At 72.5% G+C, this 25,548-nt stretch carries 26 protein-coding genes and 2 pseudogenes; 10 read left to right on the top strand and 18 right to left on the bottom strand.

Going from position 1 to position 25,548, the window contains the following annotated elements; translation table 11 throughout:
* Window positions 1–3: 3 nt before the first annotated feature.
* Window positions 4–1,461, bottom strand: coding sequence for an aldehyde dehydrogenase family protein (locus ACFY0P_RS05125; protein ID WP_388907548.1), 1,458 nt, complete (start codon window positions 1,459–1,461; stop codon window positions 4–6).
* A gap of 104 nt (window positions 1,462–1,565) precedes the next feature.
* Between ACFY0P_RS05125 and ACFY0P_RS05120 the strand changes: the two genes are divergently transcribed.
* Complete coding sequence (locus ACFY0P_RS05120; RefSeq protein WP_388907546.1) at window positions 1,566–1,994, top strand: MarR family winged helix-turn-helix transcriptional regulator; 429 nt, start codon at window positions 1,566–1,568, stop codon at window positions 1,992–1,994.
* Between the two features lie 220 nt (window positions 1,995–2,214).
* Window positions 2,215–2,607 carry an anti-sigma factor antagonist gene (locus ACFY0P_RS05115; protein ID WP_388907544.1) on the top strand — a complete coding sequence of 131 codons (393 nt, stop codon included), beginning with the start codon at window positions 2,215–2,217 and terminating at the stop codon, window positions 2,605–2,607.
* Window positions 2,608–2,624: 17 nt separating this feature from the next.
* On the opposite strand, the gene tuf is transcribed toward ACFY0P_RS05115, so the two are convergent.
* The 3 genes from tuf to ACFY0P_RS05100 form a co-directional block, all read right to left on the bottom strand.
* Window positions 2,625–3,818 (bottom strand): elongation factor Tu, encoded by a 1,194-nt coding sequence (gene tuf, locus ACFY0P_RS05110; protein WP_388907542.1) that lies wholly within the window; start codon window positions 3,816–3,818, stop codon window positions 2,625–2,627.
* 65 nt (window positions 3,819–3,883) lie between these two features.
* Window positions 3,884–4,840 (bottom strand): ribose-phosphate diphosphokinase, encoded by a 957-nt coding sequence (locus ACFY0P_RS05105; protein WP_388907540.1) that lies wholly within the window; start codon window positions 4,838–4,840, stop codon window positions 3,884–3,886.
* A 59-nt stretch (window positions 4,841–4,899) separates the two neighbouring features.
* Window positions 4,900–5,616, bottom strand: coding sequence for an SDR family oxidoreductase (locus tag ACFY0P_RS05100; protein ID WP_388907538.1), 717 nt, complete (start codon window positions 5,614–5,616; stop codon window positions 4,900–4,902).
* A gap of 77 nt (window positions 5,617–5,693) precedes the next feature.
* Between ACFY0P_RS05100 and ACFY0P_RS05095 the strand changes: the two genes are divergently transcribed.
* Entirely contained in the window at window positions 5,694–6,506 is an 813-nt protein-coding gene (locus ACFY0P_RS05095) for a helix-turn-helix transcriptional regulator (RefSeq protein ID WP_388907536.1), read from the top strand.
* 224 nt (window positions 6,507–6,730) lie between these two features.
* Window positions 6,731–7,363 (top strand): DUF4230 domain-containing protein, encoded by a 633-nt coding sequence (locus ACFY0P_RS05090; RefSeq protein WP_388908807.1) that lies wholly within the window; start codon window positions 6,731–6,733, stop codon window positions 7,361–7,363.
* A gap of 59 nt (window positions 7,364–7,422) precedes the next feature.
* Here ACFY0P_RS05090 and ACFY0P_RS05085 read toward each other — a convergent pair whose 3' ends face one another.
* From ACFY0P_RS05085 to ACFY0P_RS05060, 6 genes are read right to left on the bottom strand one after another with little or no spacing between them, the layout of a single operon-like run.
* Window positions 7,423–9,186, bottom strand: coding sequence for a complex I subunit 5 family protein (locus ACFY0P_RS05085; RefSeq protein ID WP_388907534.1), 1,764 nt, complete (start codon window positions 9,184–9,186; stop codon window positions 7,423–7,425).
* The gene (locus tag ACFY0P_RS05080; protein WP_388907532.1) at window positions 9,186–9,533 is read right to left on the bottom strand and encodes a sodium:proton antiporter; all 348 of its coding nucleotides are present in this window, start codon (window positions 9,531–9,533) and stop codon (window positions 9,186–9,188) included. Before ACFY0P_RS05080 ends, ACFY0P_RS05085 begins: the two co-directional genes overlap by 1 nt.
* Window positions 9,534–9,543: 10 nt before the next feature.
* Complete coding sequence (locus tag ACFY0P_RS05075; protein WP_388907530.1) at window positions 9,544–10,284, bottom strand: MnhB domain-containing protein; 741 nt, start codon at window positions 10,282–10,284, stop codon at window positions 9,544–9,546.
* Window positions 10,281–10,535, bottom strand: coding sequence for a Na(+)/H(+) antiporter subunit B (locus tag ACFY0P_RS05070; protein WP_388907528.1), 255 nt, complete (start codon window positions 10,533–10,535; stop codon window positions 10,281–10,283). Before ACFY0P_RS05070 ends, ACFY0P_RS05075 begins: the two co-directional genes overlap by 4 nt.
* On the bottom strand, window positions 10,528–10,980 hold the full coding sequence (locus tag ACFY0P_RS05065; protein WP_388907526.1) for an MrpF/PhaF family protein: 453 nt from the start codon (window positions 10,978–10,980) through the stop codon (window positions 10,528–10,530). Before ACFY0P_RS05065 ends, ACFY0P_RS05070 begins: the two co-directional genes overlap by 8 nt.
* The gene (locus ACFY0P_RS05060) at window positions 10,977–11,159 is read right to left on the bottom strand and encodes a hypothetical protein (RefSeq protein ID WP_388907524.1); all 183 of its coding nucleotides are present in this window, start codon (window positions 11,157–11,159) and stop codon (window positions 10,977–10,979) included. The genes ACFY0P_RS05065 and ACFY0P_RS05060 overlap by 4 nt, the downstream gene beginning before the upstream one ends.
* 600 nt (window positions 11,160–11,759) lie before the next feature.
* On the opposite strand from ACFY0P_RS05060, the gene ACFY0P_RS05055 reads away from it, so the two are divergent.
* Both ACFY0P_RS05055 and ACFY0P_RS05050 read left to right on the top strand, forming a co-directional pair.
* Window positions 11,760–12,212 carry a VanZ family protein gene (locus ACFY0P_RS05055; RefSeq protein ID WP_388908805.1) on the top strand — a complete coding sequence of 151 codons (453 nt, stop codon included), beginning with the start codon at window positions 11,760–11,762 and terminating at the stop codon, window positions 12,210–12,212.
* 166 nt (window positions 12,213–12,378) lie between these two features.
* Window positions 12,379–13,623 carry a ricin-type beta-trefoil lectin domain protein gene (locus tag ACFY0P_RS05050; protein ID WP_388907522.1) on the top strand — a complete coding sequence of 415 codons (1,245 nt, stop codon included), beginning with the start codon at window positions 12,379–12,381 and terminating at the stop codon, window positions 13,621–13,623.
* 16 nt (window positions 13,624–13,639) lie between these two features.
* On the opposite strand, the gene ACFY0P_RS05045 is transcribed toward ACFY0P_RS05050, so the two are convergent.
* Window positions 13,640–13,897, bottom strand: a complete 258-nt coding sequence (locus tag ACFY0P_RS05045) for a hypothetical protein (RefSeq protein ID WP_388907520.1) — start codon at window positions 13,895–13,897, stop codon at window positions 13,640–13,642.
* A gap of 67 nt (window positions 13,898–13,964) precedes the next feature.
* On the opposite strand from ACFY0P_RS05045, the gene ACFY0P_RS05040 reads away from it, so the two are divergent.
* The 3 genes from ACFY0P_RS05040 to ACFY0P_RS05030 all read left to right on the top strand — a co-directional run bounded on the left by ACFY0P_RS05040 (window position 13,965) and on the right by ACFY0P_RS05030 (window position 16,988).
* Complete coding sequence (locus ACFY0P_RS05040) at window positions 13,965–15,002, top strand: PHP domain-containing protein (protein ID WP_388907518.1); 1,038 nt, start codon at window positions 13,965–13,967, stop codon at window positions 15,000–15,002.
* 68 nt (window positions 15,003–15,070) lie between these two features.
* The gene (locus ACFY0P_RS05035) at window positions 15,071–15,733 is read left to right on the top strand and encodes an HAD family hydrolase (protein ID WP_388907516.1); all 663 of its coding nucleotides are present in this window, start codon (window positions 15,071–15,073) and stop codon (window positions 15,731–15,733) included.
* 292 nt (window positions 15,734–16,025) lie between these two features.
* Window positions 16,026–16,988 (top strand): SDR family NAD(P)-dependent oxidoreductase, encoded by a 963-nt coding sequence (locus ACFY0P_RS05030; protein ID WP_388907514.1) that lies wholly within the window; start codon window positions 16,026–16,028, stop codon window positions 16,986–16,988.
* 3 nt (window positions 16,989–16,991) lie between these two features.
* On the opposite strand, the gene nrfD is transcribed toward ACFY0P_RS05030, so the two are convergent.
* The 6 genes and pseudogenes from nrfD to ACFY0P_RS05000 form a co-directional block, all read right to left on the bottom strand.
* Window positions 16,992–17,963: an NrfD/PsrC family molybdoenzyme membrane anchor subunit gene (gene nrfD / locus ACFY0P_RS05025; RefSeq protein WP_388907512.1), complete on the bottom strand. Its 972-nt coding sequence runs from the start codon at window positions 17,961–17,963 to the stop codon at window positions 16,992–16,994.
* On the bottom strand, window positions 17,960–18,799 hold the full coding sequence (locus ACFY0P_RS05020) for a 4Fe-4S dicluster domain-containing protein (RefSeq protein ID WP_388907510.1): 840 nt from the start codon (window positions 18,797–18,799) through the stop codon (window positions 17,960–17,962). Before ACFY0P_RS05020 ends, nrfD begins: the two co-directional genes overlap by 4 nt.
* Window positions 18,796–22,041, bottom strand: coding sequence for a formate dehydrogenase (gene fdh / locus ACFY0P_RS05015; RefSeq protein ID WP_388907508.1), 3,246 nt, complete (start codon window positions 22,039–22,041; stop codon window positions 18,796–18,798). Before fdh ends, ACFY0P_RS05020 begins: the two co-directional genes overlap by 4 nt.
* A 16-nt stretch (window positions 22,042–22,057) precedes the next feature.
* Window positions 22,058–22,282 (bottom strand): hypothetical protein, encoded by a 225-nt coding sequence (locus tag ACFY0P_RS05010; RefSeq protein WP_388907506.1) that lies wholly within the window; start codon window positions 22,280–22,282, stop codon window positions 22,058–22,060.
* A gap of 111 nt (window positions 22,283–22,393) precedes the next feature.
* Window positions 22,394–23,683: an ROK family protein gene (locus ACFY0P_RS05005; protein ID WP_388907504.1), complete on the bottom strand. Its 1,290-nt coding sequence runs from the start codon at window positions 23,681–23,683 to the stop codon at window positions 22,394–22,396.
* 240 nt (window positions 23,684–23,923) lie between these two features.
* Window positions 23,924–24,474 (bottom strand): annotated as a pseudogene (locus ACFY0P_RS05000) (reductase); the annotation flags it as partial.
* Between the two features lie 3 nt (window positions 24,475–24,477).
* On the opposite strand from ACFY0P_RS05000, the pseudogene ACFY0P_RS04995 reads away from it, so the two are divergent.
* Window positions 24,478–24,678: pseudogene (locus tag ACFY0P_RS04995) on the top strand (diguanylate cyclase); the annotation flags it as partial.
* Here the strand turns inward: ACFY0P_RS04995 and ACFY0P_RS04990 are convergent.
* A complete protein-coding gene (locus tag ACFY0P_RS04990; RefSeq protein ID WP_388907502.1) occupies window positions 24,624–25,532 on the bottom strand; it encodes a DUF3626 domain-containing protein in 909 nt (302 codons plus the stop codon). The pseudogene ACFY0P_RS04995 and the gene ACFY0P_RS04990 sit on opposite strands and share 55 nt — an antisense overlap.
* Window positions 25,533–25,548: the final 16 nt, after the last annotated feature.

Here is a 25,548-nt window from a genome sequence, read left to right as displayed (position 1 = left end):
GGCTCAGTCGAGCGAGACGACGACGGACTTGACCTTGGTGTAGGAGGCGAGGGACTCGGGGCCGTACTCGCGCCCGAAGCCGGAGGCCTTGACGCCGCCGAAGGGGACGGCGGGGTCGAGCATCGCCCAGTCGTTGACCCAGACGATGCCTGCCTGGAGGCGGGCGGCGACCCGGTGGGCGCGGGCCAGGCTGCCGGTCTGGATGCCGGCGGCGAGGCCGTACGGCGTGGAGTTGGCGAGGGCGACGGCCTCGTCCTCGGAGTCGAAGGGCTGCACGGTGAGGACCGGGCCGAAGATCTCGTCCTGGATCACCCTGGAGTCGTTGGGCAGATCGGCGACGACGGTCGGCCGGTAGTAGAAGCCGCCGTCGAGGTCCAGGCGTTCGCCGCCGCAGACGACACGGCCGCCCTCCTTGCGGGCGAGGTCGACGTACTCCTCGACCTTGCGCAGGTGCTTCTCCCCCGCCATCGGGCCGACCACGGTGGCCGGGTCGCGCGGGTCGCCCACCGGGACGCCGGGGACGGCCTCGGCGAGGATGCCGAGCAGGGTGGCGTAGACCGGGCGGGCGACCAGGAGGCGGGGACCGCCCATGCAGAACTGGCCGGTGTTGAAGACGAAGGCCTTGATGACCGCGCCGACGGCCTTCTCCAGGTCGGCGTCCTCGAAGACCAGGTGGGCCGCGTTGCCGCCGAGTTCCATGGTGACCGGCTTGAGCGCCTCCCCGGCGGTGCTCGCGACGTGCCGCCCGATGGCCGTGGAGCCGGTGAAGGCGACCTTGTCGACGCCCGGGTGGCGCAGCAGGGCCTCGCCCGCGACCGGTCCGGCGCCGGTGACGACGTTCAGCACCCCGTCGGGCAGGCCCGCCTTCTTGAACAGGCGGGCCATGTAGAGGGCGCTGAGCGGGGTCTCGTCGGCGGGCTTGTGGACGACCGTGTTGCCGGCGGCGAGGGCCGGACCGATCTTCGAACCGGCCAGGATGAGCGGGAAGTTGAACGGGGTGATGGCCGCGACCACGCCGATCGCCTCGCGCCGGGTGTAGGCGAGGGCGTTCATCGGCACGTCACGGACGGCGCCGTCCAGGGAGTGGGCGAGGGCCGCGAAGTGCTCGTAGTCGTTGGCCGCGTTGGTGACGTCGACGGCTCCGGCGAGGGTGATGGGCTTGCCGACGTCCAGGCTCTCCAGGGCGGCTATGTCCTCGGCGTTCTCCCGGATCAGGTCGGCGACGCGGTGCAGCACGCGGCCGCGCTCGCGGCCGCTGAGACCCGACCACTCCCCCGAGTCGAAGGTCTCGCGGGCGGCGCGCACGGCGGCGTCGACGTCGGCGGCCCCGGCCTCCGCGACGGTGGTGATCACCTGGCCGGTGGCCGGGTCGGTCACCTCCGTCCGGGCTCCGTCGGCGGCCTCCCGCCACTGTCCGCCGATGAACAGCTGCCCGGGTCCGGTCTCGAAGGTGGTCGTCATTGCCCACTCCCAGCGTCGATCGCTAAGCCTTCAACAAACAGGTTTCCTGTTGGTCCGCAGTCTCATTACAGACAGGATTCCTGTCAATGGTCTAGGGTGAACGCATGGTCGGTACAAAGACACGCCCCTCGCTGCTGTACATGGTCAAGCAGGTGGAGCTGGTGGTGCGCTCACACCTCGACGAGCTGGTGAAGCCCGCCGGGATCACCGCGCTGCAGTACACGGCCCTGACCGTCCTGGAGCGCCATGACGGCCTGTCCGCGGCCCAGCTGGCGCGGGACTCGTTCGTGACCGCCCAGTCGATGGCCGACCTCGTACGGTCGCTGGAGACGCGTGGACTGATCCGGCGGGAGCGCAATCCGCGCAACCGGCGGGAGCTGCTGATCCTGCTGACCGACGCCGCGCGCGAGCTGCTCGCCGAGGTCGCCGGACCGGTGCGGGAGCTGGAGGAGCGAATGGTCCGCGAGCTCACCGCACACCAGGAGGAGCAGTTCCGCCAGGCGCTGAGCAAGGCGTGGCACGCGCTGTCCTGACTCGCCCGCGCACTGTCCTGGCTCGCCCGCCCGGCCCGTTCCCCCCGCCGAGTGGCACCGCTCCCACGTGCACGTTCCCGGACTGTCGCGCACGCCACAGAAAATGGCGAGCCGAAGCAGCAGACATATGTCAATCGAACATGCTCAAATTCCCTCCATCGAGGGTAACTTGCAGGGCGGGGAACGGAATTGACCGGCAGGGGTGGGAGGTGATGCCGTCATGCGCCAGGAACCCCGGCAGGATCCCGCGCCGCTCTCCCGGCACCTGCGCATCCACCAGGACCGCGGCCACACGGTGCTGGAGCTGCGGGGCGAGATCGACATCGCGGCGGCGACGGAGATCGCGCCCTTCCTGGACCGGGTGACCGCCCACGAGAATGCCCGGGTGGTGATCGACCTGCTGCCCGTCGAGTTCTTCGACTGCTCGGGGCTGCGGCTGCTGTACCGAGCGCGCAGCCGGGTGCTGGAGCGTGGCGGACAGCTCCAGCTGGTCTGCGCCCATCCGCTGACCTTACGGGTGCTGCAGGTGACCGGGCTGTCCCGGCTGCTGCCGCCCAGGGCGACGCTGGACGCGGCCCTGGGCCAGCCCGAGGCCACGTCCGGCACCCTGTGACACCGTTGCCACAAGGGTCACTTGAGGATCCGCGTGACCTGGCCGGCGCCGACGGTCCGGCCGCCCTCCCGGATCGCGAACTTCAGGCCCTCCTCCATCGCGATGGGCTGGATCAGCTGGACGTGCACGGTGGTGTTGTCGCCCGGCATCACCATCTCGGTGCCCGGGGGCAGGGTGACGACGCCGGTCACGTCGGTGGTGCGGAAGTAGAACTGGGGGCGGTAGTTCTGGAAGAACGGCGTGTGCCGGCCGCCCTCGTCCTTGGAGAGGATGTACGCCCGCGCCTCGAACTCCGTGTGCGGGGTGACCGATCCGGGCCTGATGACGACCTGGCCGCGCTCCACGTCGTCCCGCTTGACCCCGCGCAGCAGCAGCCCGACGTTCTCCCCGGCCCGCCCCTCGTCGAGCAGCTTCCTGAACATCTCGACGCCGGTGACCGTGGTCCGCGTCTTCTGCGGGTGGATGCCGATGATCTCGACCTCGCTGTTGACCCGCAGCACACCGCGCTCGATCCGGCCGGTGACGACGGTCCCGCGGCCGGTGATGGTGAAGACGTCCTCGATCGGCATCAGGAACGGCCGGTCCACGTCCCGCACCGGCTCGGGCACGAACTCGTCTACGGCGTCGAGGAGTTCGAGCAGGGCCGCGGTCCACTCGGGGTCGCCCTCCAGGGCCCTGAGCGCGGAGACCCTGACCACCGGGACGTCGTCGCCGGGGAACTCGTACTCGGTGAGCAGCTCGCGCACCTCCAGCTCCACCAGTTCCAGGATCTCCTCGTCGTCGACCATGTCGGTCTTGTTGAGCGCGACGACGATGTACGGGACTCCCACCTGGCGGGCCAGCAGCACGTGTTCCTTGGTCTGCGGCATCGGCCCGTCGGTGGCGGCGACCACCAGGATCGCGCCGTCCATCTGGGCGGCCCCGGTGATCATGTTCTTGATGTAGTCGGCGTGGCCGGGACAGTCGACGTGCGCGTAGTGCCGGCGCTCGGTCTGGTACTCGACGTGCGCGATGGAGATGGTGATGCCGCGCTGCCGCTCCTCGGGCGCCTTGTCGATCTGGTCGAACGGCGTGAAGGGGTTGAGCTGGGGGAACTTGTCGTGCAGCACCTTGGTGATGGCCGCGGTGAGTGTCGTCTTGCCGTGGTCGATGTGCCCGATGGTGCCGATGTTCACATGGGGTTTCGTCCGCTCGAACCTGGCCTTCGCCACTGGGGGCCTCCTGATCGCGTCGGTGCCGCCGAGCGCGGTTCAGCGCTACAACTCCTCCTTCCTGTCTAGAGGTCGCGCGGCTCGTCGAACAGGGCGCTCACGGACTCACCGTTGTGAATACGGCGTACGGCCTCCGCCAGCGCCGGGGCGATGGACAGGATCCGCAGCTTGTCCGTGTGCTCCTCGACGGGCACCGGCACGGTGTTGGTGCAGACGATCTCGAGCACGTCGGGCTGTTCGCTGAGCCGCTTGAGCGCCCCGGCCGCGAACAACCCGTGCGTACAGGCGATCCGGATCGACCGCGGCGGACCCAGCTCCCTGATTCTTTCGAGGAGTTCGACGACCGTGCTGCCCTTGGCGATCTCGTCGTCGAGCACGATGACGTCCCGGTCGGCCACCTCACCGATCACCGAACTGATGGTGACCCGGTCGTCCGGGTATCGCTGCTTGGCACCGGCCGCCACCTGGGCGCCGATCAGCCGGGCGAAGGCGGCGGCCTCCTTGGCGTTGCCGAGGTCGGGCGAGACGACGGTGGTGCGCGACAGGTCGTACCGCCGAAAGTGTGCCGCCAACTCGCGCAGCGCGTGCAGGTGGTCCACCGGCACCGAGAAGAAGCCGTGCACCTGCGGGGCGTGCAGGGTCATGGCGAGGACCCGGCTCGCGCCGGCGGCCACCAGCAGGTCGGCGACCAGCCGGCCGCCGAGCGAGATACGCGGGGCGTCCTTCTTGTCGGAGCGGGCGTAGGAGTAGTGCGGCATGACGACGGTGATCCGGCCCGCGGAGGCGCCGCGCGCCGCGTCGCACATCAGCAGCAGCTCCACCAGGTGCTCCTGCACCGGCCGGACCAGCGGCTGGATCAGGAAGACGTCCCGCTCCCGGCAGTTGGCCTGGAGCTGCACCTCCAGGCAGTCGTTGGCGAACCGGCTGACCCGCGTCGGGCTGAGCGGCACCCCCAGGTGCGCGCAGACCTCCTCGGCCAGGTCGGGGTGGGCGCTGCCGCTGAAGACGGCGATGTCTCGCACGATCCGCTCCTCGCATGATCAATACGGGTTACGGGCTCATGCTACGGACCGTGCCGCTCTCACCACGGCACGGGTGTGCCGTCCCAGGAGAAGAACCCGCCGGTAGGGCCGTCGTCGGGCAGCAGCGCCAGCCGTACGGCACCCCGCGCGCCCTCGGCCGGATCGCCGCCCCCGACGGCCGCGCCGGGCACGAGGCCGGTGGCCCGCCGCCCCGGGGCCAGGGCGTTCACCTTGATCCCGGCCTCGGCCAGCTCCTGGGCGTACAGGACGGTCAGCGCGTTCAGCGCGGCCTTGGAGGAGCGGTAGGCGGCGGACCTGGGGACGCCCTCGGCGAACTGCGGATTGGGCCGGGTGCTCCAGGTGAGGGACGCGGTACCGCTGGAGACGTTCACGACGCGCGGGTGGGCGGAGCGGCGCAGGGTGGGCAGGAAGGCGTTGGTGACGGCGACGACGCCGAAGACGTTGGTCTCGTACGTCTTCCGGAAGTCCTCGACGCCGGTCTCCGACGGGGTGCCGGTCACCGGTTGCACGCCCGCGTTGTTGACCAGGACGTCGAGGCGGCCGACGCCGGCAGCGGCCCGCTCGACGCTGCCGGGGTCCGTGACGTCGAGCACCAGGAGCCGCGCGCCGGCGCCGATCTCCGCCACGGCCCGCTCGCCGCGCTCGGCGTCCCGGGACCCGACGTGGACCTGGAAACCCGCCTCGGCCAGCAGCCTGGCGATGTGGAAGCCGATGCCCTTGTTGGCACCGGTGACAAGTGCTGTGCGATCGTTCATGTCAGCCACGGTCCCCCGGCCGCGTCCGCCCTGCCAGGGACCGTCTGTACCAGGCGGACCGGGGAGGCGACGTCGGCATGGCGAGGCAGGAACTGGCCCGCTTCCTGCGTGAGCGCAGGACGGGGCTGCGCCCGCAGGCGGTGGGGCTGCCGCCGGGCACCGACCGGCGCACTCCGGGGTTGCGCCGCGAGGAGGTCGCCGAGCTGGCCCACATGTCGGTCGACTACTACATCCGCCTGGAGCAGGCCCGCGGCCCCCGCCCCTCCCCGCGCGTCCTGGACGCCCTGGCCGGGGCGCTCCGGCTGGCCCCCGCCGAGCGCAGCCACCTCTTCCGGCTGGCCGGCTCGGCCGCGCCGCCGCCCGGCGCCGCGGCGGTACGGCGGGTGCGACCGCACGTGGCCCGCCTGCTGGAGCGGCTTCCCGACACCGCCGCGATCGTCACCGACGCGGCCTACGGCCTGGTGGCCTGGAACCCCCTCGCCCAGCTGCTGTTCGGCGGCGATCTCGGGCACGGCACGACCAACGTGGCCCGTCGGCGCTTCCTCGGCGAGGGGCGGATGTACCAGAGCTCCAGCGCCGAGGAGAGCGGGCACATCGTGGTGGCCCGGCTGCGGCGGGCCGCCGAGCGCTATCCGCACGACGCACAGCTCGGCGCCCTGCTGGACGAGTTGCGGGCGGGCAGCGAGGACTTCCGGCGGATCTGGGCGGCCCATCCGGTGCACGCCCCCGGACACCGCACCAAGGTCCTCGACCATCCGGAGCTGGGGCGGCTGCGGCTGAACTGCGACGTCCTGCTGGTGCCGGAGGACGACCAGGAGGTCGTCCTCGTCACCGCGGACCGGGGTTCGGCGTCGGCGCGCCGGATCGCGGAGCTGGCCGGGAGGGCCTGACCGGCCTTCCGGACGCGCCGCCGGCAGGTGGTCGCCGGACACGTTTCGGCAGCGCGTGTATCAGTCCTGCCTCAGCTGTCTCAATCGGCCGACAACGCGGTCTGACAAGGCTGTTGGCGGGCATGCGTGTCGTTGGAAAGGAGGACCGTCACATGGCGAGTTCCACCAAGGAGAGCAAGGCGAGCTCCACTCAGGAGGCTCCCGTCACGGCCCGGCCCCGGCGCATGCCCGGCTGGGCGAAACTGGTCACCGCGTTGGTGCTGGTGCTCGTGGTGCTGTTCGCCGGGATCAAACTGGCGGTGCTGCCCGGGATCAAGGACCTGTTCGGCACGGAGACCCGCGACAACACCGGCCCGGCGCTGCTCAAGTCCATCCAGGACATGAGCCGTTACGACGCGGCCTCCGGCAACTTCCAGGTCGTCGTGGACCTGGAGAAGGACGCCAAGTACCTGCCCAGCGCGATCCGCGGCACCCGCACCCTGTACGTGGGGGCGGGCAACGTCGACTCCTACGTCGACCTCGGCAAGATCTCCCAGAAGGACGTGACGGTCAACGGCGACCGGACCGAGGCCACCATCCGGTTGCCGCACGCCCAACTCGGCAAGGCGACCCTGGACCCGGACCACTCCTACGCCGTGTCCAAGCAGCGCGGCCTCCTCGACCGGCTCGGCGACCTGTTCTCCGACAACCCCAACAGCGAGCAGGCGGTGCAGAAGCTGGCCGTGAAGCACATCGACACCGCGGCCAAGGACAGCGGGCTGACCACCCGGGCCGAGACCAACACCACCGACATGCTGGAGGGCCTGCTGCACTCCCTCGGCTTCACGGAGGTGCACGTGTCCTACGGGACGGTCTGATCGACACCGGATGATCAGCCGGATCGCACGGGCTGATCAGCCGGATCGACGCCGGCTGATCAGCCGCCCAGCACCCCCGGCGCCGCCAGTGCACCGAGCGCGGCGGCGCCGACCAGCAGCCAGGCCACGTAGTCCCCGACGTGCCCGGACTGCAGGCGGCGCACCGGCAGCGCCCAGCCCTTCGCCACGAGCAGGCCGGGCCGGGTGACCGCGAGGGCGGCCAGGCCGAGGGCCAGGAGGGTGGAGAGACAGCCCAGCAGCACCCCGGTCGCCGTCCAGTGCACGGCGGCGGCCGGGGCACCGCCCGAACCGGCCCCGGCGACGGCGCGGCCCACCACCCCGGCGAAGCGCGGGGCGAGGCCGACGGTGAGGGCCCCGGCCAGCAGCACCGCGGGGACGACGGTCATGGTGTCCGGGATCCGGCCGAGCCGGCCCTCGGTCTCGGGCTCCTCCCCGGACCCGGTGGTCTCATAGGCGTCACCCCGCGGCGGCCTGGTCCCGAGGCCGAGGAACACCCGGGCCGCGACACGCAGCACCGCACCCGCCGTCACCGCCGACACGACGACGTACAGCACCGTCAGCGGGCCGCCCACCGCCTCCTCGGCGACCGACTTGCCGAGCGCGGTGCCGAACGGCGGCAGTCCCGCGAGCGCCAGCCCGCCCAGCCCGAACAGCACGCCCACCGTGCGCAGTTCGCGGGCCCGGCCGTGGAGCACGCGTTCGTCGACGGTGCCGTAGCGGTCCAGGAGGATGCCCGCACAGGCGAACAGGGCGGCCTTCACCCCGGCGTGCCCGAGGAGGTACAGGGCGATGCCGGTGTCGCCCTCCGGGGTGAGGACGCCCAGGCCGACCAGGAACAGGCCGGTGTGGGCGATCGTGGAGAAGGCGAGCAGCCGCTTGATGTGCCGCTGGTGCCAGCACATGAACGCGCCGAGCGCGGCCGTGCCCACCCCGAGGACGACCAGCGCCCGCTCCAGGTCGGCCGCCGGGATGCCGCCGGGTCCGGCGAAGACCGTGCCGTACACCCGCCAGACGCCGTAGGCGCCGAGCTCGACCATGACCCCGGACAGCAGCATGCACACCGGGGTGGGTGCGACCGCGTGGGCGTCGGGGAGCCAGAAGTGGAAGGGGGCGGCGGCCGCCTTGACCAGCAGCGCGGTGAGCACCAGGACGAAGGCGGCGAGGACCAGGGCGTCCGGGCGGCCGTGCGCGTCCAGACCGCTGCCGATCTTCGTCATGGACAGCTCGCCGGTGCGGGCGTACAGCAGCCCGATGCCCGTCAGCATGCCGTACGCGCCCAGGGAGTTGACCACGCCGAAGGTGAGCGCGCCCTGCACGGCCTTCGCCTCGTCGATGCGGTAGCCGGTCAGCGCGTAGGCGACGACGCTCATCAGCTCGAAGAACACGAAGGCGTTGAACAGGTCGCCCGCGATCGCGAACCCGCACATCCCGGCCTGGAAGACCAGCATCAGGGCCGGGTACGAACCCGCGTGCCGGTGCGGCGGCTCCGCGAAGTAGCGCCAGGAGTACGCCAGGGCGGCCAGCGTCAGCAGGGAGACCAGGGCGGCCATCCCGAGGGCCGGGCCGTCGCCGATCAGGACGATCCCGACGCTCTCGCCGCCGACCGGCCGCCAGCCGCCCACCCACTCGGTCAGCGGCGGAGCGGAGTTCAGCAGCAGGATCAGGGCGAGTGCGCAGGTCGCCGCGGAGACCAGGCAGGCGAAGGTCTCGGCCACGAGCCGGGGCAGCCGGCGGCCGCCGGCCACCAGCAGGGTGGCGCCGAGCAGCGGGTCGGCCACGAGCAGCGGCAGCAGGTGGTGCATCAGCCGCGCAGCTCCGTCAGTTCGTCGGGGTCGACCGTGCCGTGCCGCTTGGCGATCTGCAGGACCAGCGCCAGCAGCAGCGCGGTGACGGTCGCGCCGACCACCACGTCGGTCAGGGCGAGGGCCTGCACGACCGGGTCGACCAGCGGCCGGGTGCCGGGCCTGAGATCCGAGAAGACGGGTGCGGTGCCGCCGTCGCGGTAGCCGACCGCGAGCAGCAGGACGTACGTCGACGACTGGCAGACGGCGAGACAGCCGACGGCGTGGATCAGGTTGCGGCTGGTGGCGAGGCCGTAACAGCCCGTCAGGAAGATCCAGACGGCGACCAGATAGGGGAAGACGTGCATCACTGCGGACTCAACTCCCGTTCTCCTCCTCGATCTCGACGGCCTGGTCGAGGAAGCGGGCCAGCAGGACGACGACCGCGCTCGCCACCTCCATGCCGATGGCCGCGTTCAGCAGGGGGACCAGGCCGCCGGAGGACAGCGTGTTGAACGTGCCGTACGGCAGCAGGGTGTTGGCGAGGAAGGCGGTGCCGGCCAGCACCCCGGCGAGGCCCAGGACCACATAGGAGCAGGCGGCGAGGGAGTCGGTGACCTCGAAGACGCCGATCGGGCGGACGCGCTCCAGGGCGCGGTAGTCGGCGCCGAGGTACAGCAGGTGCAGTGCGGTCGCGGCGACGACCCCGCCCTGGAAGCCGCCGCCAGGGCTGAGCTGGCCGTGCGCGATCACGTACAGCCCGGTGACCAGGGCGACGGGCACGACCAGGAGGGCGTACCGGCGTACCGGCAGGGCGACTTCGGCGGGACGCGGGTCGGAGCGGTGCTCGTCCCTGGCCTGGCGCAGCAGGACCACGCAGCCGAGGACGGCGGCGAACAGGATGCTCATCTCGCCGAGGGTGTCGTAGGCCCGCTGGTCGAAGTTGACGGAGGAGATGACGTTGGCGGTGTGCCGGGCGAGGGAGGCACGGACCGCGCGTTCGCCGTACGGGTGGCTGCGCCGGCCGAAGGCGGGCAGGTCGAGGCAGGCGGCGACCAGCAGGGCGCCGAGTCCCGCGCCGCCTACCCCGAGCAGCCAGAGCCTCAGCCGCCGGTTCACTTGTCGCCCTCCTTCCCGCGCCGTTTCACCTTGCGGACCGACAGCATGATCAGCAGCGGGGTGAGCGCCGAGCCGACGGCGAGCTGCGACAGGCCGACGTCGGGGGCCTGGAGCACGGTGAACACCACGCCGAGCAGCAGCCCGAGGACGGCGAGGACCAGGGCCTGGCGGGCCGGATCGCGGGTCGCGACGGCCGCGGTCGCCGAGGCCGCGGTCAGCAGCAGCGCGACGACGATCACCGCGTCAGCCACCGCGCACCCCCCGGAAGCCGCCCGACAGCGCCCGGGAGGCGACCACGTTCCCGCCGATCAGCAGCGCCCCGATCACCAGGAGTTTCACCATCGCCCGGCTCGGTCCGGTCACCGCGCACAGGACGAGGACGACGACCGCGCCCACGCCGGCCGCCGTCCAGGTCAGCCCCCAGGCGGCGGGCCGGTCCGCCGCCAGGTCGTCGGCGAGCAGCCGGGCGAAGACCAGGGTGCCGACCGGTCCCAGCAGGGCCAGCAGCAGCGCGAGGTCGACGTAGGAGGTTCGCCCGTAGCCCTGGGAGAGGAGCAGCAGGCTGGGGCAGACCACCGTCGTGGAGAGGTTCTGGGCGATCACGCGCCGGCTCAGCGGGCCGGTGGCCACTCCCCACAGGGCCGCGCCCCCGCCCCCGGCCAGCAGTACGGTCGCCGTCAGGATCCAGCCGTTCACCGCCAGGTCACCGCCCGCCGTCCGGCGCGGGCCACGAGGGCGCCGACGGCCGCCGCGCTCGCGCCGACGATCCGCTCCAGGGTGTCGACGGTGCTGATGAACACCAGCCAGAGCAGGGCCAGTCCGGCCCACCAGGCCAGCAGTTCGGCCGCGGCGACGACCGCAGTACGCCTGGTCATACGCCGCCTCCTTCCGCCGCCGCCTGGCGAGATGTCCGTTTCGTCGCTTCCGGCATCCAAGCACCCCGTATGCCGCCGGGGGCGGCGGCACGCGGGAACGCAGCCGGAGTGCCCAGGGAGCGCGGACGGAAACCGGCGGTGCGCTCCGGCCGCCGCCGGGACTTCGGCATCTCGGGGCGCTTCGCGGGTAACAGCGTTACCACGCCGCCAAGTTCACGAGTGGAGGACCTCATGGCCAGCGCCGCCTCGCGCCTGCGCACCGCCAAGGGCGACAAGAACGAGGAGACGAGGAAGGACGGGGGCCCCGACAGGAGCTCCGGACTCTTCAGCAAGGCCGCACGCCTGGTCAGGGTCCGCCGCGCCGCGGCGGGGGCCACCACGGACAAGGGCGGCACCGCGAAGCCCGCGGGCACCGGAAGGACGGGCGCCACCGGAAAGAAGGGTGCCACCGGAAAGAAGGGTGCCACCGGGAAGAAGCGCGCCACCGGCAGGGTGCGCGGCTTCGGCAAGAAGCCCGCCCCGGGAAAGGCGCCCGGCAAAGCCTCCACCAAAACCGCCGCCAAAGCCTCCGCCAAGGCCGACGCCACCGAGCGCCGTCCGCTGCCCCTCCCCCTGCGGCTGCTGGCCATGACGTGCGCCTTCGCCGCGATGGTGGCGTTCGCGGTCGTCCTGGCCAAGCTGACGCTCGATCCCTCGCCCGCGTCGGTGTCGATCGCCCACACCAATCTGCACCCCGGCGCCACGCTGAGGATCTATCTGGACCAGCCCGCGTTCCGCGACGCCGTGAAGCAGATCGGCGGGAACGTCCTGCTCGGCGTCCCGTTCGGAATCCTGGTGCCGGTGCTCGCGCCCCGCGCCCGCGGCGTCCTGCGGGTGCTGCTGCTCACCGCGATCGTGATGCTGCTGGTGGAGATGGCACAGGGTGCGCTGGTCACGGGCCGGGCGTTCGACGTGGACGACGTCATCCTCAACACCACCGGGGCGCTGGTCGGTTGGCTGCTGCTGGGCCGCCGGCTCGGTCGCGCGGTGCACGCCCGCAGGCGCAAGGCCTGACGGCCGGCCGGGCGTCCGGAACCGGCCACCGGATCGTCCTGGACTGGTCCGTACCAAGGTATTGACGCACCACTTATCTCACTCCTTAAATCAAGAGGCGTCGCCCTTACCCCCCACCCCGGCCGGATGCCTCCCCGCGCCCGGCCGCCGTACGGAAGGGAGAGCCATGGCCTCCCCACGACTGCTCCGCAGATGTCTGTTCGCCGCCGCCCTGTCCGCCGCCCTGGTCGGGTCCGTCGCGGTCGGTCCGGTGCACCGGGCCGAGGCGGCCGACGCGAGTGCGGCCGCCGTGACCTTCTCCGACACCTTCGACGGGGCCGCCGGTTCGCCGGTCGACTCCTCGAAATGGACGCTGGAGACCGGCGACAACGTCAACAACCACGAGCGCGAGTACTACACCTCGGGCACCAACAACGCGGCCCTCGACGGCCAGGGGCACCTGGTCATCACGGCCAGGAAGGAGAACCCCGCCAACTACCAGTGCTGGTACGGCACCTGCCAGTACACCTCGGCCCGGATGAACACGTCCGGGAAGTTCAGCGCCCAGTACGGGCACGTCGAGGCCCGGATGAAGATCCCGCGCGGGCAGGGCATGTGGCCGGCCTTCTGGATGCTCGGCACCGACATCGGGTCGGTCGGCTGGCCGAACTCCGGTGAGATCGACGTGATGGAGAACGTCGGCTACGAGCCCTCGACCGTGCACGGCACCATCCACGGCCCCGGCTACTCCGGCTCCAACGGGATAGGCGCGGCCTACTCGCTGTCGAACGGACAGGCCTTCGCGGACGCCTTCCACACGTTCGCCGTCGACTGGGCGCCCAACTCGATCAAGTGGTCGGTCGACGGCGTCGTCTACGAGACCCGCACGCCCGCCGACGTGGGCGGCAACACCTGGGCGTTCAACAAGCCCTTCTTCCTGATCCTGAACCTGGCCGTGGGCGGCTACTGGCCGGGCGACCCGGACGGCTCGACCGCCTTCCCGGCGCAGCTCGTCGTGGACTCGGTGTCGGTGACGACCAGTGACAGCGCGACCGGGGTCGCGATCAAGGGCCTGGCCGGCAAGTGCGTGGACGTGGCCGGCGCGAACACCGCCAACGGCACACCCGTCGACCTCTACGACTGCAACGGCACCGCCGCCCAGCAGTGGACCGTGGGCAGCGACGGCACCATCCGCGCGCTGGGCAAGTGCCTGGACGTCACCGGCGGCGGCACGGCGGACGGCACGACGGTCCAGCTCTACGACTGCAACGGCACCGCCGCCCAGAAGTGGGCCGTCTCCTCGGCGCACGACATCGTGAACCCACAGGCGAACAAGTGCCTGGACGTCACCGGCAACAACTCGGCCAACGGCACCCGGCTGCAGATCTGGACCTGCTCGGGCGGCGCCAACCAGAAGTGGACGGTCGGCTGAGAGCAGTGCGCGCCTGCTAGCGGCGTGACGGGCGGGGCGTCCAGGTGAACTTGTCCCCGCCCACCCAGCAGACCACGTCCGGGTCGTCAAGGTCGTGGACCTTGATGCCGTAGGACGCGGCGACCTCCAGCACGTCCGTGATGGTGCGCGCCTGGCAGACCACCTCACCGTCGATCTCCACGATGCGGAAGGGCGGGGTGCCGGGCTTGCCGGTCATGACCCCGAGCACCAGGATCCGCGGCTGGGAGATGTACGGGCTCGCTATCTCGGTCATGCAATCGAGGGTAGATCTCCCCGGGCGGAAGTGACCGGCCTGAGTCACCCTGACGGTGGAGGTGGCCATGGACCCCGTCGAGGCGCTGGAACGCATCGCCTTCCTGCTGGAACGGTCCCTGGCGCCCACCTACCGGGTCCGCGCCTTCCGCACCGCCGCAAGGGTCCTGGCCGCACTGCCCGCCGGCGAGGTCGCCGCGCGGGCGCGCGCCGGGACCCTGGAGTCGCTGCGGGGCGTGGGCCCGAAGACGGCCCAGGTGGTCCACGAGGCACTGGCCGGAGATTTGCCCGGATATTTGCGCATGCTTGAGGAAGACACGGGCAAGCCCCCGACCGGTCCCGGGTCCGGGCTGCGGGAGCTCCTGCGCGGCGACTGCCATCTGCACTCGGACTGGTCCGACGGCGGCAGCCCGATCGAGGAGATGGGCCGCACCGCGGCCGCCCTCGGACACGACTGGGCCGTGCTCACCGACCACTCCCCCAGGCTCACCGTGGCGCGCGGGCTGTCCCCGGAGCGGCTGCGTGAGCAGCTGGCCGAGGTGGCGCGGCTCAACGCCTCCTGGGCGCCGTTCCGGCTGCTCACCGGCATCGAGTGCGACATCCTGGAGGACGGCTCACTGGACCAGGAGCCGGAGCTGCTGGAGCGGCTCGACGTGGTCGTCGTCTCGGTCCACTCCAAGCTGCGGATGGACGCCCGCTCGATGACCCGGCGCATGGTGACGGCCGTCCGCGATCCGCACGCCGACGTCCTCGGCCACTGCACGGGCCGCCTGGTCACCGGGCGGGGGCGGCCGGAGTCCGAGTTCGACGCGGACGAGGTGTTCGCCGCCTGCGCCGAGTCCGGTACGGCCGTGGAGATCAACAGCCGCCCGGAGCGGCTCGACCCGCCCCGCCGGCTGCTGCGCCGGGCCGTCGACGCCGGGGTGCTGTTCTCGATCGACACCGACGCCCACGCCCCGGGCCAGCTGGACTGGCAGATCCTCGGCTGCGCCCGGGCCGAGGAGTGCGCGGTGCCCGCGGACCGGGTGGTGACCACCTGGTCCGCGCAGGAGCTGCTGGCCTGGACCCACGAGGGACGGGTGCCGGCGCGCGTGAGAGGCGCGTGACGCGGTACCCGGACACCCGGGGCCTTACGACAGGACTGGGGCCTTACGACAGGAAGGGGCGCCGAGCCATGGACCGGGCGGCCGTGTTCGACGTCGACGGGACCCTCGTCGACACCAACCACCTGCACGTCACGACCTGGTGGGAGGCCTTCCGTCAGGCGGGCCACTCGGTCACCATGCACGCCGTGCACCACTCCTTGGGGCTCGGCTCCGACGACCTGGTCGGGCACCTCCTGGGCGAGGACCGCGACAAGAGCCAGGACGATCAGCTGAACACGACGCACACGGCGCTGTACGGGCAGTTCTTCGACCGGCTCGCACCGCTGCCGGGCGCCGCCGAGCTGCTGCGGCGCCTGCACCGGGACGGCTGGCGGGTGGTGCTGGCCACGTCGGCGAGCGGCCCCGAGCTGGCCGCGCTGCGCCGCGCGATCGACGCCGACGACGCCATCGCGGCCACCGCGAGCGCGGACGACGTGACCCGGGGCAAACCGGCGCCGGAGCCGGTGGAACACGCCCTGGAGCTGGCGGGGGTGCCGGCGGACCACGCGGTGTTCGTCGGGGACACCGTGTGGGACATGCGGGCGGGCACCAAGGCCGGGGTGCGCTGTGTGGGGCTGCTGTGCGGCGGGATCCCGCGCTCGGACCTGGTGGCGGCCGGGGCGGAGGAGATCTACGCAGACCCCGCGGACCTGCTCGACTCGCTGGCGGACAGCCCGCTGTCCCCGGGGTGACACGCGTCACGTACGGGCCCGGAACACCCCGGGGTGGGTGTCCGTTGAACCAGCCGTGGGTGCGGATGGGACAGTGTCCCCGGGCCTCACCTTTTGCCCACAGGGACGATCGTTCGGCTGAAGCCCTGTGGAGCGTTTCGCCGAGAGGCGACCGCCATCCGTGCCCACCACCTGGCCGCCCCGGCCGCGAATCCCCCGTCGCGACCGGGGCTTTCCCCTGTTCCGGGCCGCTGCGGGCCCCCGGAGGCACGCGCTTGACTTCGAGCGCACTCCAATTCGTAGCGTTCGGGTCATGAGCGCTACGACACCTCAGCACAAGATCGGTTCCGGCTTCGGCGCGGACAGCACGGCCGACGAGGTCCTGGCCGGCCTCGACCTCGGCGGGCGCCTCGCGATCGTCACCGGCGGCTACTCCGGGATCGGACTGGAGACCACCAGGGCCCTCACCAAGGCCGGCGCCCACGTCGTCGTCCCCGCACGGCGCGTAGAGGCCGGCCGCGAGGCGCTGGCCGGCCTCGACGGGGTCGAGGTGGACGAGCTGGACCTCGGTGACCTGGAGAGCGTACGCGGCTTCGCCGAGCGGTTCCTGGCCTCCGGGCGGACCGTCGACTTCATGATCGACAGCGCGGGGATCATGGCCTGCCCGGAGACCCGGGTCGGGCCCGGCTGGGAGGCCCAGTTCGCCACCAACCACCTCGGGCACTTCGCCCTCGTCAACCGGCTCTGGCCGGCCGTGGAACCCGGCGGCGCCCGGATCGTGTCGGTCTCCTCGCGCGCCCACCACTTCTCCGGGATGCGCTGGGACGACGTCCAGTGGCGGCACGGCTACGACAAGTGGCAGGCGTACGGCCAGGCCAAGACGGCGAACGTGCTGTTCGCCGTGCACCTCGACCGGCTCGGCCGGGACTCCGGGGTGCGGGCCTTCGCCCTGCACCCCGGCGGCATCATGACCCCGCTCCAGCGGCACATCCCCCTGGCGGAGAAGATCGAGCGCGGCTGGGTGGACGAGCAGGGCAACGTGCTGGAGGTCGCGGGTCTGAAGACACCCGAGCAGGGTGCCGCCACCCAGACCTGGGCGGCCACCTCGGCGCAACTGGCGGACATGGGTGGGGTGTACCTCGAGGACTGCGACATCGCCGAGCCCGCGGTGGAGGGCGAACCGACCGGCGTGAAGGCCTGGGCGGTCGACCCGGAGCAGGCCTCCCGGCTGTGGGACCTGTCGGCGGAGCTGACGGGCGTGAACGCGTTCGCCTGAGCCCTACCGCGGCCCTGCCGCCGTCCCGGCTCGGGCGCGCTCCCGCTGCGGGACCACCGTGTACTTCGGGTCCTTGGCCGACGCCACGCCGGCCGCGAACACGCCGAAGCGCGTGCACGCCGAACCGGCCAGCAGCGCGAGCCCGGAGGCGGCCGCGGGCACCCGGCGGCCGCCGAGCAGGACGGCTCCCAGCGCGCCGCCCGCGGTGAGGTACCGCGCGGCCCGCAGCAGGGTCCCGGCGCGCCCTTCCCTCCAGGTCTCGGCGACCAGGCCCAGCCGCCGCTCGGCGGCCCGCTCCACCGCCACGTCGGCCAGCGCCGCCAGCCCGGCGGCACAGCGCGCGGGTGCGGTCTCCCGGGCGGGCCCGGTCACCAGGGCCATGCCGGCCGCCGCGGCCGTGGCCGAGGCGGCGAACAGGTAGGGCAGTTCACGGTGGGCGTCGTGCCAGGCCGGTACGGCGGTGTCGGCGGCCAGGACCGCGGTGTACGTGGCGACGACCGGCCCGAGCAGCCCCGCCGCGCCGGTTGCCGCGCCCCCGAGCCGCGGCAGCCGGCCGCTGACGGCGCTCGCGGCGGCCGCACCCGCCGCGGGCCCGTAGGCACCGAGCAGCCAGGAACCCATGCTCATCGGTGAGGTGGGCTTGAACACCCGCAGCATGTTCGCGAACCGGCCCGGCCGGCCCAGGTCGTGAATGAGTGCGGCGGCCGACAGGGAGACGGCGGCCAGCGACGACACCTTCAGCGCGGTGGCGGTCGTCGTACGGCCGGTCAGGTGCGCGCCGGCCGCGAGGACCGATCCTGCGCCCGCCAGCCCGCCGAGGAAGAAGTACCCGGCGATGTCGGGGGCGGCCCAGGACGGCGGCTTGATGACCGGGCGGCCGTAGTAGGACTCGAACTCGGCCCGCGGAACGACGGGTTGCTCACCCCGGCCGCCCCGGCCGCGCCGCCTGCGCCCGCCGCGCTCCGGTACGCTCATCGCCGGCTCCCTCGTGCTCCTGCCGTGGCCGCGAAGCAGGCCGCCAGACCGCCCAGCAGGGACAGCGCGGCCACACCGGCGTGCTTCCACATGGCGGGCAGGTCCCGGGTGGTGACCACGGGGGCCGGGGGCAGCCCGTACACCTCGGGTTCGTCCAGCAGCAGGAAGAACGCGCCGTCGCCGTCGACCCCGTCCTGCGGGTCGTGACCGTACAGCCGGGCGTCGGGGACACCCTGTTCGTGCAGCTGGTCGACGCGCAGGGCGGCCCGCTCGCGGAGTTCGTCGAGGGGACCGAACTGGATGGACTCGGTCGGGCAGGCCTTGGCACAGGCCGGCTCCTGTCCCGCGCCGAGCCGGTCGTAGCACAGGGTGCACTTGAACACCCGTCCGTCGGCGGGCCGTTGCTCGATGACGCCGTACGGGCAGGCGGGCACGCAGTAGCCGCAGCCGTTGCAGATGTCCTCCTGGACGACGACCGTCCCGAACTCGGTGCGGAACAGCGAGCCGGTGGGGCAGACGTCGAGGCAGGCGGCGCTGGTGCAGTGCTTGCAGACGTCGGAGGACATCAGCCACCGCAGCTCACCGCCGCCGTCGCCGTCAGCCGACTCGCCGGCCACCAGCGGGAGTTCGGTACGGCCGTCCGGGCGCGGCTGTTCGATGAAGGCCACGTGCCGCCAGGTGGAGGCGCCGAGCGCCCCGGTGTTGTCGTAGGACATGCCGGTCAGGGAGAGGCCGTCCTCGGGGATGGCGTTCCACTCCTTGCAGGCCACCTCGCAGGCCTTGCAGCCGATGCAGACGGAGGTGTCGGTGAAGAAGCCGACGCGTTCCTCGCTCACTTGCGCACCTCCGTTCCGGTGGCCGCGGTGATGCCGGCCCGCCTGCGGTACTCGGCGACCAGCCTGGGCAGGTCGGGACCGCGGGGGCGGCGGCCGGCCAGGATGTCGGCGGAGAGCGCCTTGTCCTCCTGGATGTGGGCGTTGGGGTCGAGGGCGATGGCCATCAGCTCGTTGGCCGCGTCGCCCTTCGCCACTCCGTTCGGCCCCCAGTGGAAGGGCAGGCCGATCTGGTGGACGGTGCGGCCCTGGACGCGCAGCGGCCGGATGCGGTCCGTGACCAGGACCCGGGCCTCGACTGCGTTGCGGGCGGTGACGATGGTCGCCCAGCCGCCGTTCTCCAGGCCGCGTTCGCGGGCCAGGGCCGGCGAGACCTCGCAGAAGAACTCCGGCTGCAGTTCGGAGAGGTACTCCGACCAGCGGCTCATGCCGCCCGCCGTGAAGTGCTCGGTGAGCCGGTGCGTGGTGACGACGTACGGGTAGACCTCAGCCCCCTTCTCGTCTCCGCTCGGGTGGTAGCGGTTGCCCTCGCGGGGCAGCAGCCGGCGCACCGGGCTGCGCGGGGTGGACGGGTACAGGGCGTTGGGGAACGGGGAGTCCTGGGGCTCGTAGTGGGTGGGCAGCGGGCCGTCCTCCAGGCCGGCCGGGGTGTAGAGCCAGCCCTTGCCGTCGGCCTGCATGATGAACGGGTCGTCGCCGCGCAGCGCCGCCACGCCCTCGGCGTCCTCGCCGGGTTCGTAGCCGGGGGCGCGGTCGGGCACGAAGTCCGGGACGTCCCGGCCGGTCCACCTTCCCTCCTCCGGGTCCCACCAGACGTACTTCTTGCGTTCACTCCAGGGGGTGCCGTCGGGGGCGGCGGAGGCGCGGTTGTAGAGGATGCGGCGGTTGGCGGGCCAGGCCCAGGCCCATTCGGCGGCCACCCAGTCCTGCTCCCACTCGGGCTTCTTGCGGGCGGCCTGGTTGACGCCGTCCGCGTAGACACCGCAGTAGATCCAGCAGCCGCAGCGGGTGGAGCCGTCCTCCTCGAGCTCGGTGTAGGCGCTCAGCGGCGCGCCGTCGGGGCCGTGGCCGTTGATCTCGGCGAGCACGGCGTCGGCGACCGGTTCGTCCAGCTCGCCGCTGACCGGGTAGTCCCAGGTCAGGTCGAGGATCGGCCGGTCCATGGGGTCGGTGGAGCCGGCCAGCTTCTCCCGGATCCGGCGGCCGAGGTGGTACATGAACCACAGGTCGCTGCGAGCGTCGCCCTCGGGTTCGACGGCCGCGTGGTGCCACTGCACCCACCGGTTGGTGTTGGTGAAGGAGCCGGACTTCTCGGTGTGGGCGGCGGCCGGGAAGAAGAACACCTCGGTGCCGATGTCCTCGGTGCGCAGTTCGCCGGTCTCGATCTCGGGGCCGTCCTGCCACCAGGTCGCCGACTCGATCAGGGAGAAGTCCCGAACCACCAGCCACTCCAGGTTGGCCATGCCGAGGCGCTGGAGACGGGTGTTGGCGGAGCCGACGGCCGGGTTCTCGCCGAGCAGGAAGTAGCCCTTGCAGTCACCGTCGAGCTGGGCCATCACCGTGTCGTAGGTGGAGTGCGGGCCGGTCAGGCGCGGTATGTGGTCGAAGCAGAAGTCGTTGTCGGCGGTGGCGGCGTCGCCGTAGTACGCCTTGAGGAGACTCACCGTGTACGCCCGCATGTTCGACCAGAAACCCTTCACCGTGCGATTCGCCTCGATGAAGTTGTCCAGGTTCATGTCGTCGTGGGCGTGCGGCATCGGGATGTAGCCGGGCAGCAGGTTGAAGAGGGTGGGGATGTCGCTGGAGCCCTGGATGGAGGCGTGGCCGCGCAGCGCCTGGATGCCGCCGCCGGTGCGGCCGATGTTGCCGAGCAGCAGCTGGAGGACGCACGCGGCGCGGATGAACTGGCTGCCGGTGGAGTGCTGGGTCCAGCCGACGGCGTAGCAGAAGGCGCTGGTGCGGTCCGGGCCGGAGTTCGCGGTCAGCGCGTCGCAGACCTCGCGGAAGGTCTCGCGGGGGATGCCGCAGACGTCCTCGACCATCTCGGGGGTGTAGCGGGCGTAGTGGCGCTTGAGGATCTGGTACACGCAGCGCGGGTGCCGGAGGGTCTCGTCGGTGGGGGCGCGGTGGCCCGTCCGGGCCCCGCCGGAGCCGTGTACCTCGGCGCCCGCGGACTTGCTGGTGCGGTCCTCGTACAGCTCGTCGGCCTCGCCCGTCGGCTGCTGCACCTCGACGCCCTCGTACTGCCAGCTGTGCGGATCGTAGTGGGCCTTCTCCTCGTCGAGGCCGGAGAAGACGCCGTCCAGGTCCTCGGTGTCCCGGAAGTCCTCGCTGACCAGAGTGGCCGCGTTGGTGTACTTCAGGACGTACTCGCGGAAGTCCTTCTCCTCGGTCAGGACGTGGTTGACGATCCCGCCGAGGAAGGCGATGTCGGTGCCCGCGCGGATCGGGACGTACAGGTCGGCGAGGGCGCTGGTGCGGTTGAAGCGCGGGTCGACGTCGATGATCGTGGCGCCGCGCAGCTTGGCCTCCATCACCCACTGGAAGCCGACCGGGTGGCACTCGGCGAAGTTGGAGCCCTCGATGACGATGCAGTCGGCGTGCTGGAGGTCCTGCATGAAGGTGGTGGCGCCACCGCGCCCGAAGGAGGTGCCGAGCCCGGCGACGGTGGAGCTGTGGCAGACCCGGGCCTGGTTCTCCACCTGGACCACGCCGAGGCCGGTCAGCAGCTTCTTGATGAGGTAGTTCTCCTCGTTGTCGAGGGTCGCGCCGCCGAGACTGGCGATGCCCATGGTGCGGGCGGTGCGCATGCCCTCGTACTCCCACTCCCAGGTCTCGCGCCGGGTGCGGATCACGCGCTCGGCGACCATGTCCATGGCCGTGTCCAGGTCGAGGGGCTCCCACTCGGTGCCGTGCGGCCGTCGGTGGAGGACCCGGTGTTCGCGGGCGGGTCCGGTGGTGAGCTGGAGGGTGGCCGAGCCCTTGGGGCAGAGGCGGCCGCGGCTGACCGGGGAGGCCGGGTCGCCCTCGATCTGGACGACCTTCTCGTCCCGGACGTAGACCTGCTGGCCGCAGCCGACCGCGCAGTACGGGCACACCGACTGCACGACACGCTCGGCGGTCTCGGTGCGGGGGCGCAGATTCCCGGTGTACGCCGACTTGGCGGCCGCGCCCCGGCCGGTGCGGTCGGGGCCGGTGAGCTGGCGGTAGACGGGCCAGGAGCGGAATCGGTCGGCGAGGGTCATACGCGTTCCTCCCGGCTCAGGCCGACGGCTCGTCGGGCACCGGGTTCTCGGGGTGCACCGACCCCGAGCGTGGTGCGCCGTCAGGGCCCGCGCCGGCCTCGTCGGGGTCGGGGAGGTCGCCGTCGTCACGGCTATTCTGCGGCCGTCGGCCCTCCGCCGCCTCCCACGGGTCCTGGCCGGGCCCGGCCTGCTGGTCCGGGAGGTCCCGGGGTACCGGCTTGCCGTCCTGCTTGTCGCCCACGGCGTACTCCCCTCGCGTCGTTCCGAGGCCGCGTTCCGACCGTCAGGCGAGTACCTCGGCGGAACCGGGCGAAACGCGGGGCCGGTGCGGGGGCCGGCGAGGTGCGTGGGGTCAGCGCGGGCTGCGTTCCTCCAGGGCCGCGTGCCAGGCGGGGAGCCGGTTTTCGGTCGCCGGTTCCGCACGGCGGCCGCCGCGGCTGAAGAAGTCCGCGAGGGGCAGGATCGCGGCGCCGACGGTGACCGCGTCCGGGCCGAGCCGGCCGAGGTCGATGGTGACTCGCTCGGCGGGGTGGCGCAGCGCGTACGTGGTCGCGTACCGGCGTACGGCGGGCAGGAAGCGGGCGCCGAGCTGGAGGCCTGCCCAGCCGCCGATCAGGATCCGCTCGGGCTGGAAGAGGTTGATCAGGTCGGAGAGGCCGGCGCCCAGGTACTCGGCGGTCTCCTCGAGGACGGCGAGCGCGACCGGGTCGGGCTCGGTGCCCTCGGACGGGTAGGCGGCGGCGAGCATCGCGGTGAGCGCGGTCTCCTCGTCGAGGCCCTCGTCCGGCCGGCCGCCCTCCTCGCGCCAGCGGGCGAGCAACGACTCGGCGCCGGCGTACGCCTCCAGGCAGCCGAGTGCGCCGCAGCGGCAGCGGCGGCCCCGCACCCGTACGGTCAGATGTCCCCATTCGACGGCCCGGCCGTGCTCCACCTCGGCGGTGACCAGGCAGGCGCCGACGCCGGAGCCGAACAGCACCACGACCGCGTTGTCCGCGCCGCGCCCGGCGCCGAACCACATCTCGGCCTGGCCCAGGGTCTTGGCGCCGTTGTCGATGAAGTACCGCACGGAGTCCGGCAGCCGGCAGCCGGAGCGGAGCAGTGCCTCCAGCGGGACGGCGTCCCAGCCGATGGTCTGGCCGTGCACGACGGCACCCCGGTCGTCGGTGTGCTCGATGATGCCGGGGACGCCGACGCCGACGCCCAGGAGCAGTTCGGGCGAGGCGCCCTCGGTGGCGAGGACCTCGTCGATGCCGTCCCGGATGTGGCCGACGATCACCTCGACGTCGTAGCCCTGCTGCTCCAAGGGGCGCTCGACGCGGGCCAGTTCGGTGAGGTTGAGGTCGAACAGCTCGACGCGGACCCGGGTCTCGCCGACGTCCACGCCGATCATGTGACCGCTGTGCGGGGCGACGCGCAGCAGGGTGCGCGGGCGCCCGCCGTCGGAGTCGACGCTGCCGGCCTCCTCGACCAGGCCGTCGGCGACCAGGTCGGCGACCACGTTGCTCACCGAGCCGGAGCTCAGGCCCGTGGCCGGGCCCAGCTCGAAGCGGCTGAGGGGGCCGTCGAAGTAGAGCCGCTGCAGCACGGCCGTGCGGTTGGCCCTTCTGAGGTCGCGCACCGTGCGCCCGTTCCGCCCCGCCATGTGGCTCCCTTCACGAACCCTGCCCGACCTGCAACATACTCCTTCGGGGGGCCGGAAGCGATATTTCCCCAACCCTTAGTTCACGCTGTGAGTGAAGGGGTCTGGAGAGCGGGGTGCACCGCAGGGGTGCGGGGTGCGTGCGGACTGCGGGTGCGTCGTGGTTGCCCGCGCCCACGCGGTGGAGCCGCATGCCGGTACAGCCCCGCGCCCCTGTCGGGGCGCTCCGCCTCACGGCACCCATCAGCTCGCCGCGTAGACATCCTCCACGTAACGGCCCTCCGCCACCAGGGAGTTCAGCCAATCGTCCGCGTTCCCGCCGGGATTGCGATCCTGGAACATCCTACGGAACGCCTCCCGCACCCCCGGCGCCGTCCTGCTGCCGTCGCCGCAGACGTACCCCCGGGCGCCCGCTTCCAGCAGCTGCCACACCTCGTCGGCCTCGGCCGCGATGCGGTGCTGGACGAAGGTGCCGGCGGTGCCGAAGACCGGGCGCAGGCAGACGGCGCGGGTGGCCTCGGCCGGGTGCAGCTCCTCGGCGTGCAGGTAGTCGGCGTCGGCGACGGCGCCGCGGAAGGGGCCGGGCCGGTGCCCGCGGCGATCATCACGACCGGGGCGCCGCCGTCGACGCGGAAGGCCTCCCGGCAGGGCTGGACGCGGGCGTACGACGTGTCGCCCGGGCGCAGGGCGGCCAGGTGGCCGGAGCCGGTGCCCCGGTAGGTGCCCTTGCCGGACCTGGCGGGGGCCTCGAGGAGGGAGATCATCAGGTCGGCGTGGCGGGGGTCGGTGGCCGGGGGCGGGTGCCGGCCCTGCCGGCCGGGGGCGCCACCACGGAGCGGGCCGCCCGCGACCTGGGCCTGACCAGGGACGGCGTCACCTACCGTCTGCGCCGCCTCTCGGCCCGCCGGGACGCGGCGAACCGCACCGAACTGGTAGCCCGCGCCTACGCCTTGGGCGTGCTCGGACCGGGCGTCCGGCCGACCGCCCCGGCCGAGTAGGCGGTGCCGGCGCCTTCCGGGGCGCCGAAGCGGGCCAGCGTGTGCCAGACCATCTTGAGGTCCTGGATCTCGTACCGGCCGGTGCGGGCCGCGGCACCGATGATCCGGGGGTCGACGACACCCTTCTCGGCGATCGCGGCGCCGAGTTCGGCGTACTCAGGACCCCGGTAGTCGGCGTGCCGGCGCAGGTCGGGCACGGTGAGCCGGTAGCCCGGATGCCATTCGACCGGGAAGGGCAGCCGTCCGGCCGCCACCGCCACGGGCGTGTCCCGGTAGCAGGCGTCCAGCACCAGGGCCTCGACGTCCCGGTCGAGCCGTACCCCGCCGTGCACCTGTGCCTCGACGTAGTCGTTGAGGGCGTCCCGCTGATCGGCGTCGGCCAGCGCGAGCAGGTGGGTACCGGCGGCCACCCCGAAGTCCGTCGGCTCGGCCGCGCTGTCGGGGTAGCAGAAGGTGGTGCGGTGGAGTGCCGGTCCGGTCAGGCGCAGGTGTGCGGAACCGAACCGCGGGGCCGCGCCGACCACTTGGCGGCGGAAGTCCAGCGCGCCGTACACCGGCCGCTCGGCCGGGTGGGCGTCGTCGTAGGCTCCGCCGAAGATCCGGCTCTCCCAGCGCCACCGGTCGCCGCCGGGGTGGGCGGTGAGCCCGCCGTTGCCGGTGCCGGTGACGAACTGGGAGTGGTAGATGCCGTCCCGGGCGAGCGCCTCCAGGATCGGCAGGCCGCCGGAGAGGCGGTCGGGGTGGAAGTTGAGGGTGATGCGCAGGCCGGGGTCGACAGGCGGCCCCGAGGACAGCGCGGCCACATGGCGCAGCGCCGCCGCGCCCCGCGCCGTGTCGGCGTCCGTGAGCTCCACCCGGGTCCCCCTGTGG

Origin of the sequence: Streptomyces sp. NPDC001714 (assembly GCF_042892755.1) — a bacterium.
GTDB lineage: Bacteria > Actinomycetota > Actinomycetes > Streptomycetales > Streptomycetaceae > Streptomyces.
This window is presented reverse-complemented; position numbering and strand designations above follow the sequence as displayed.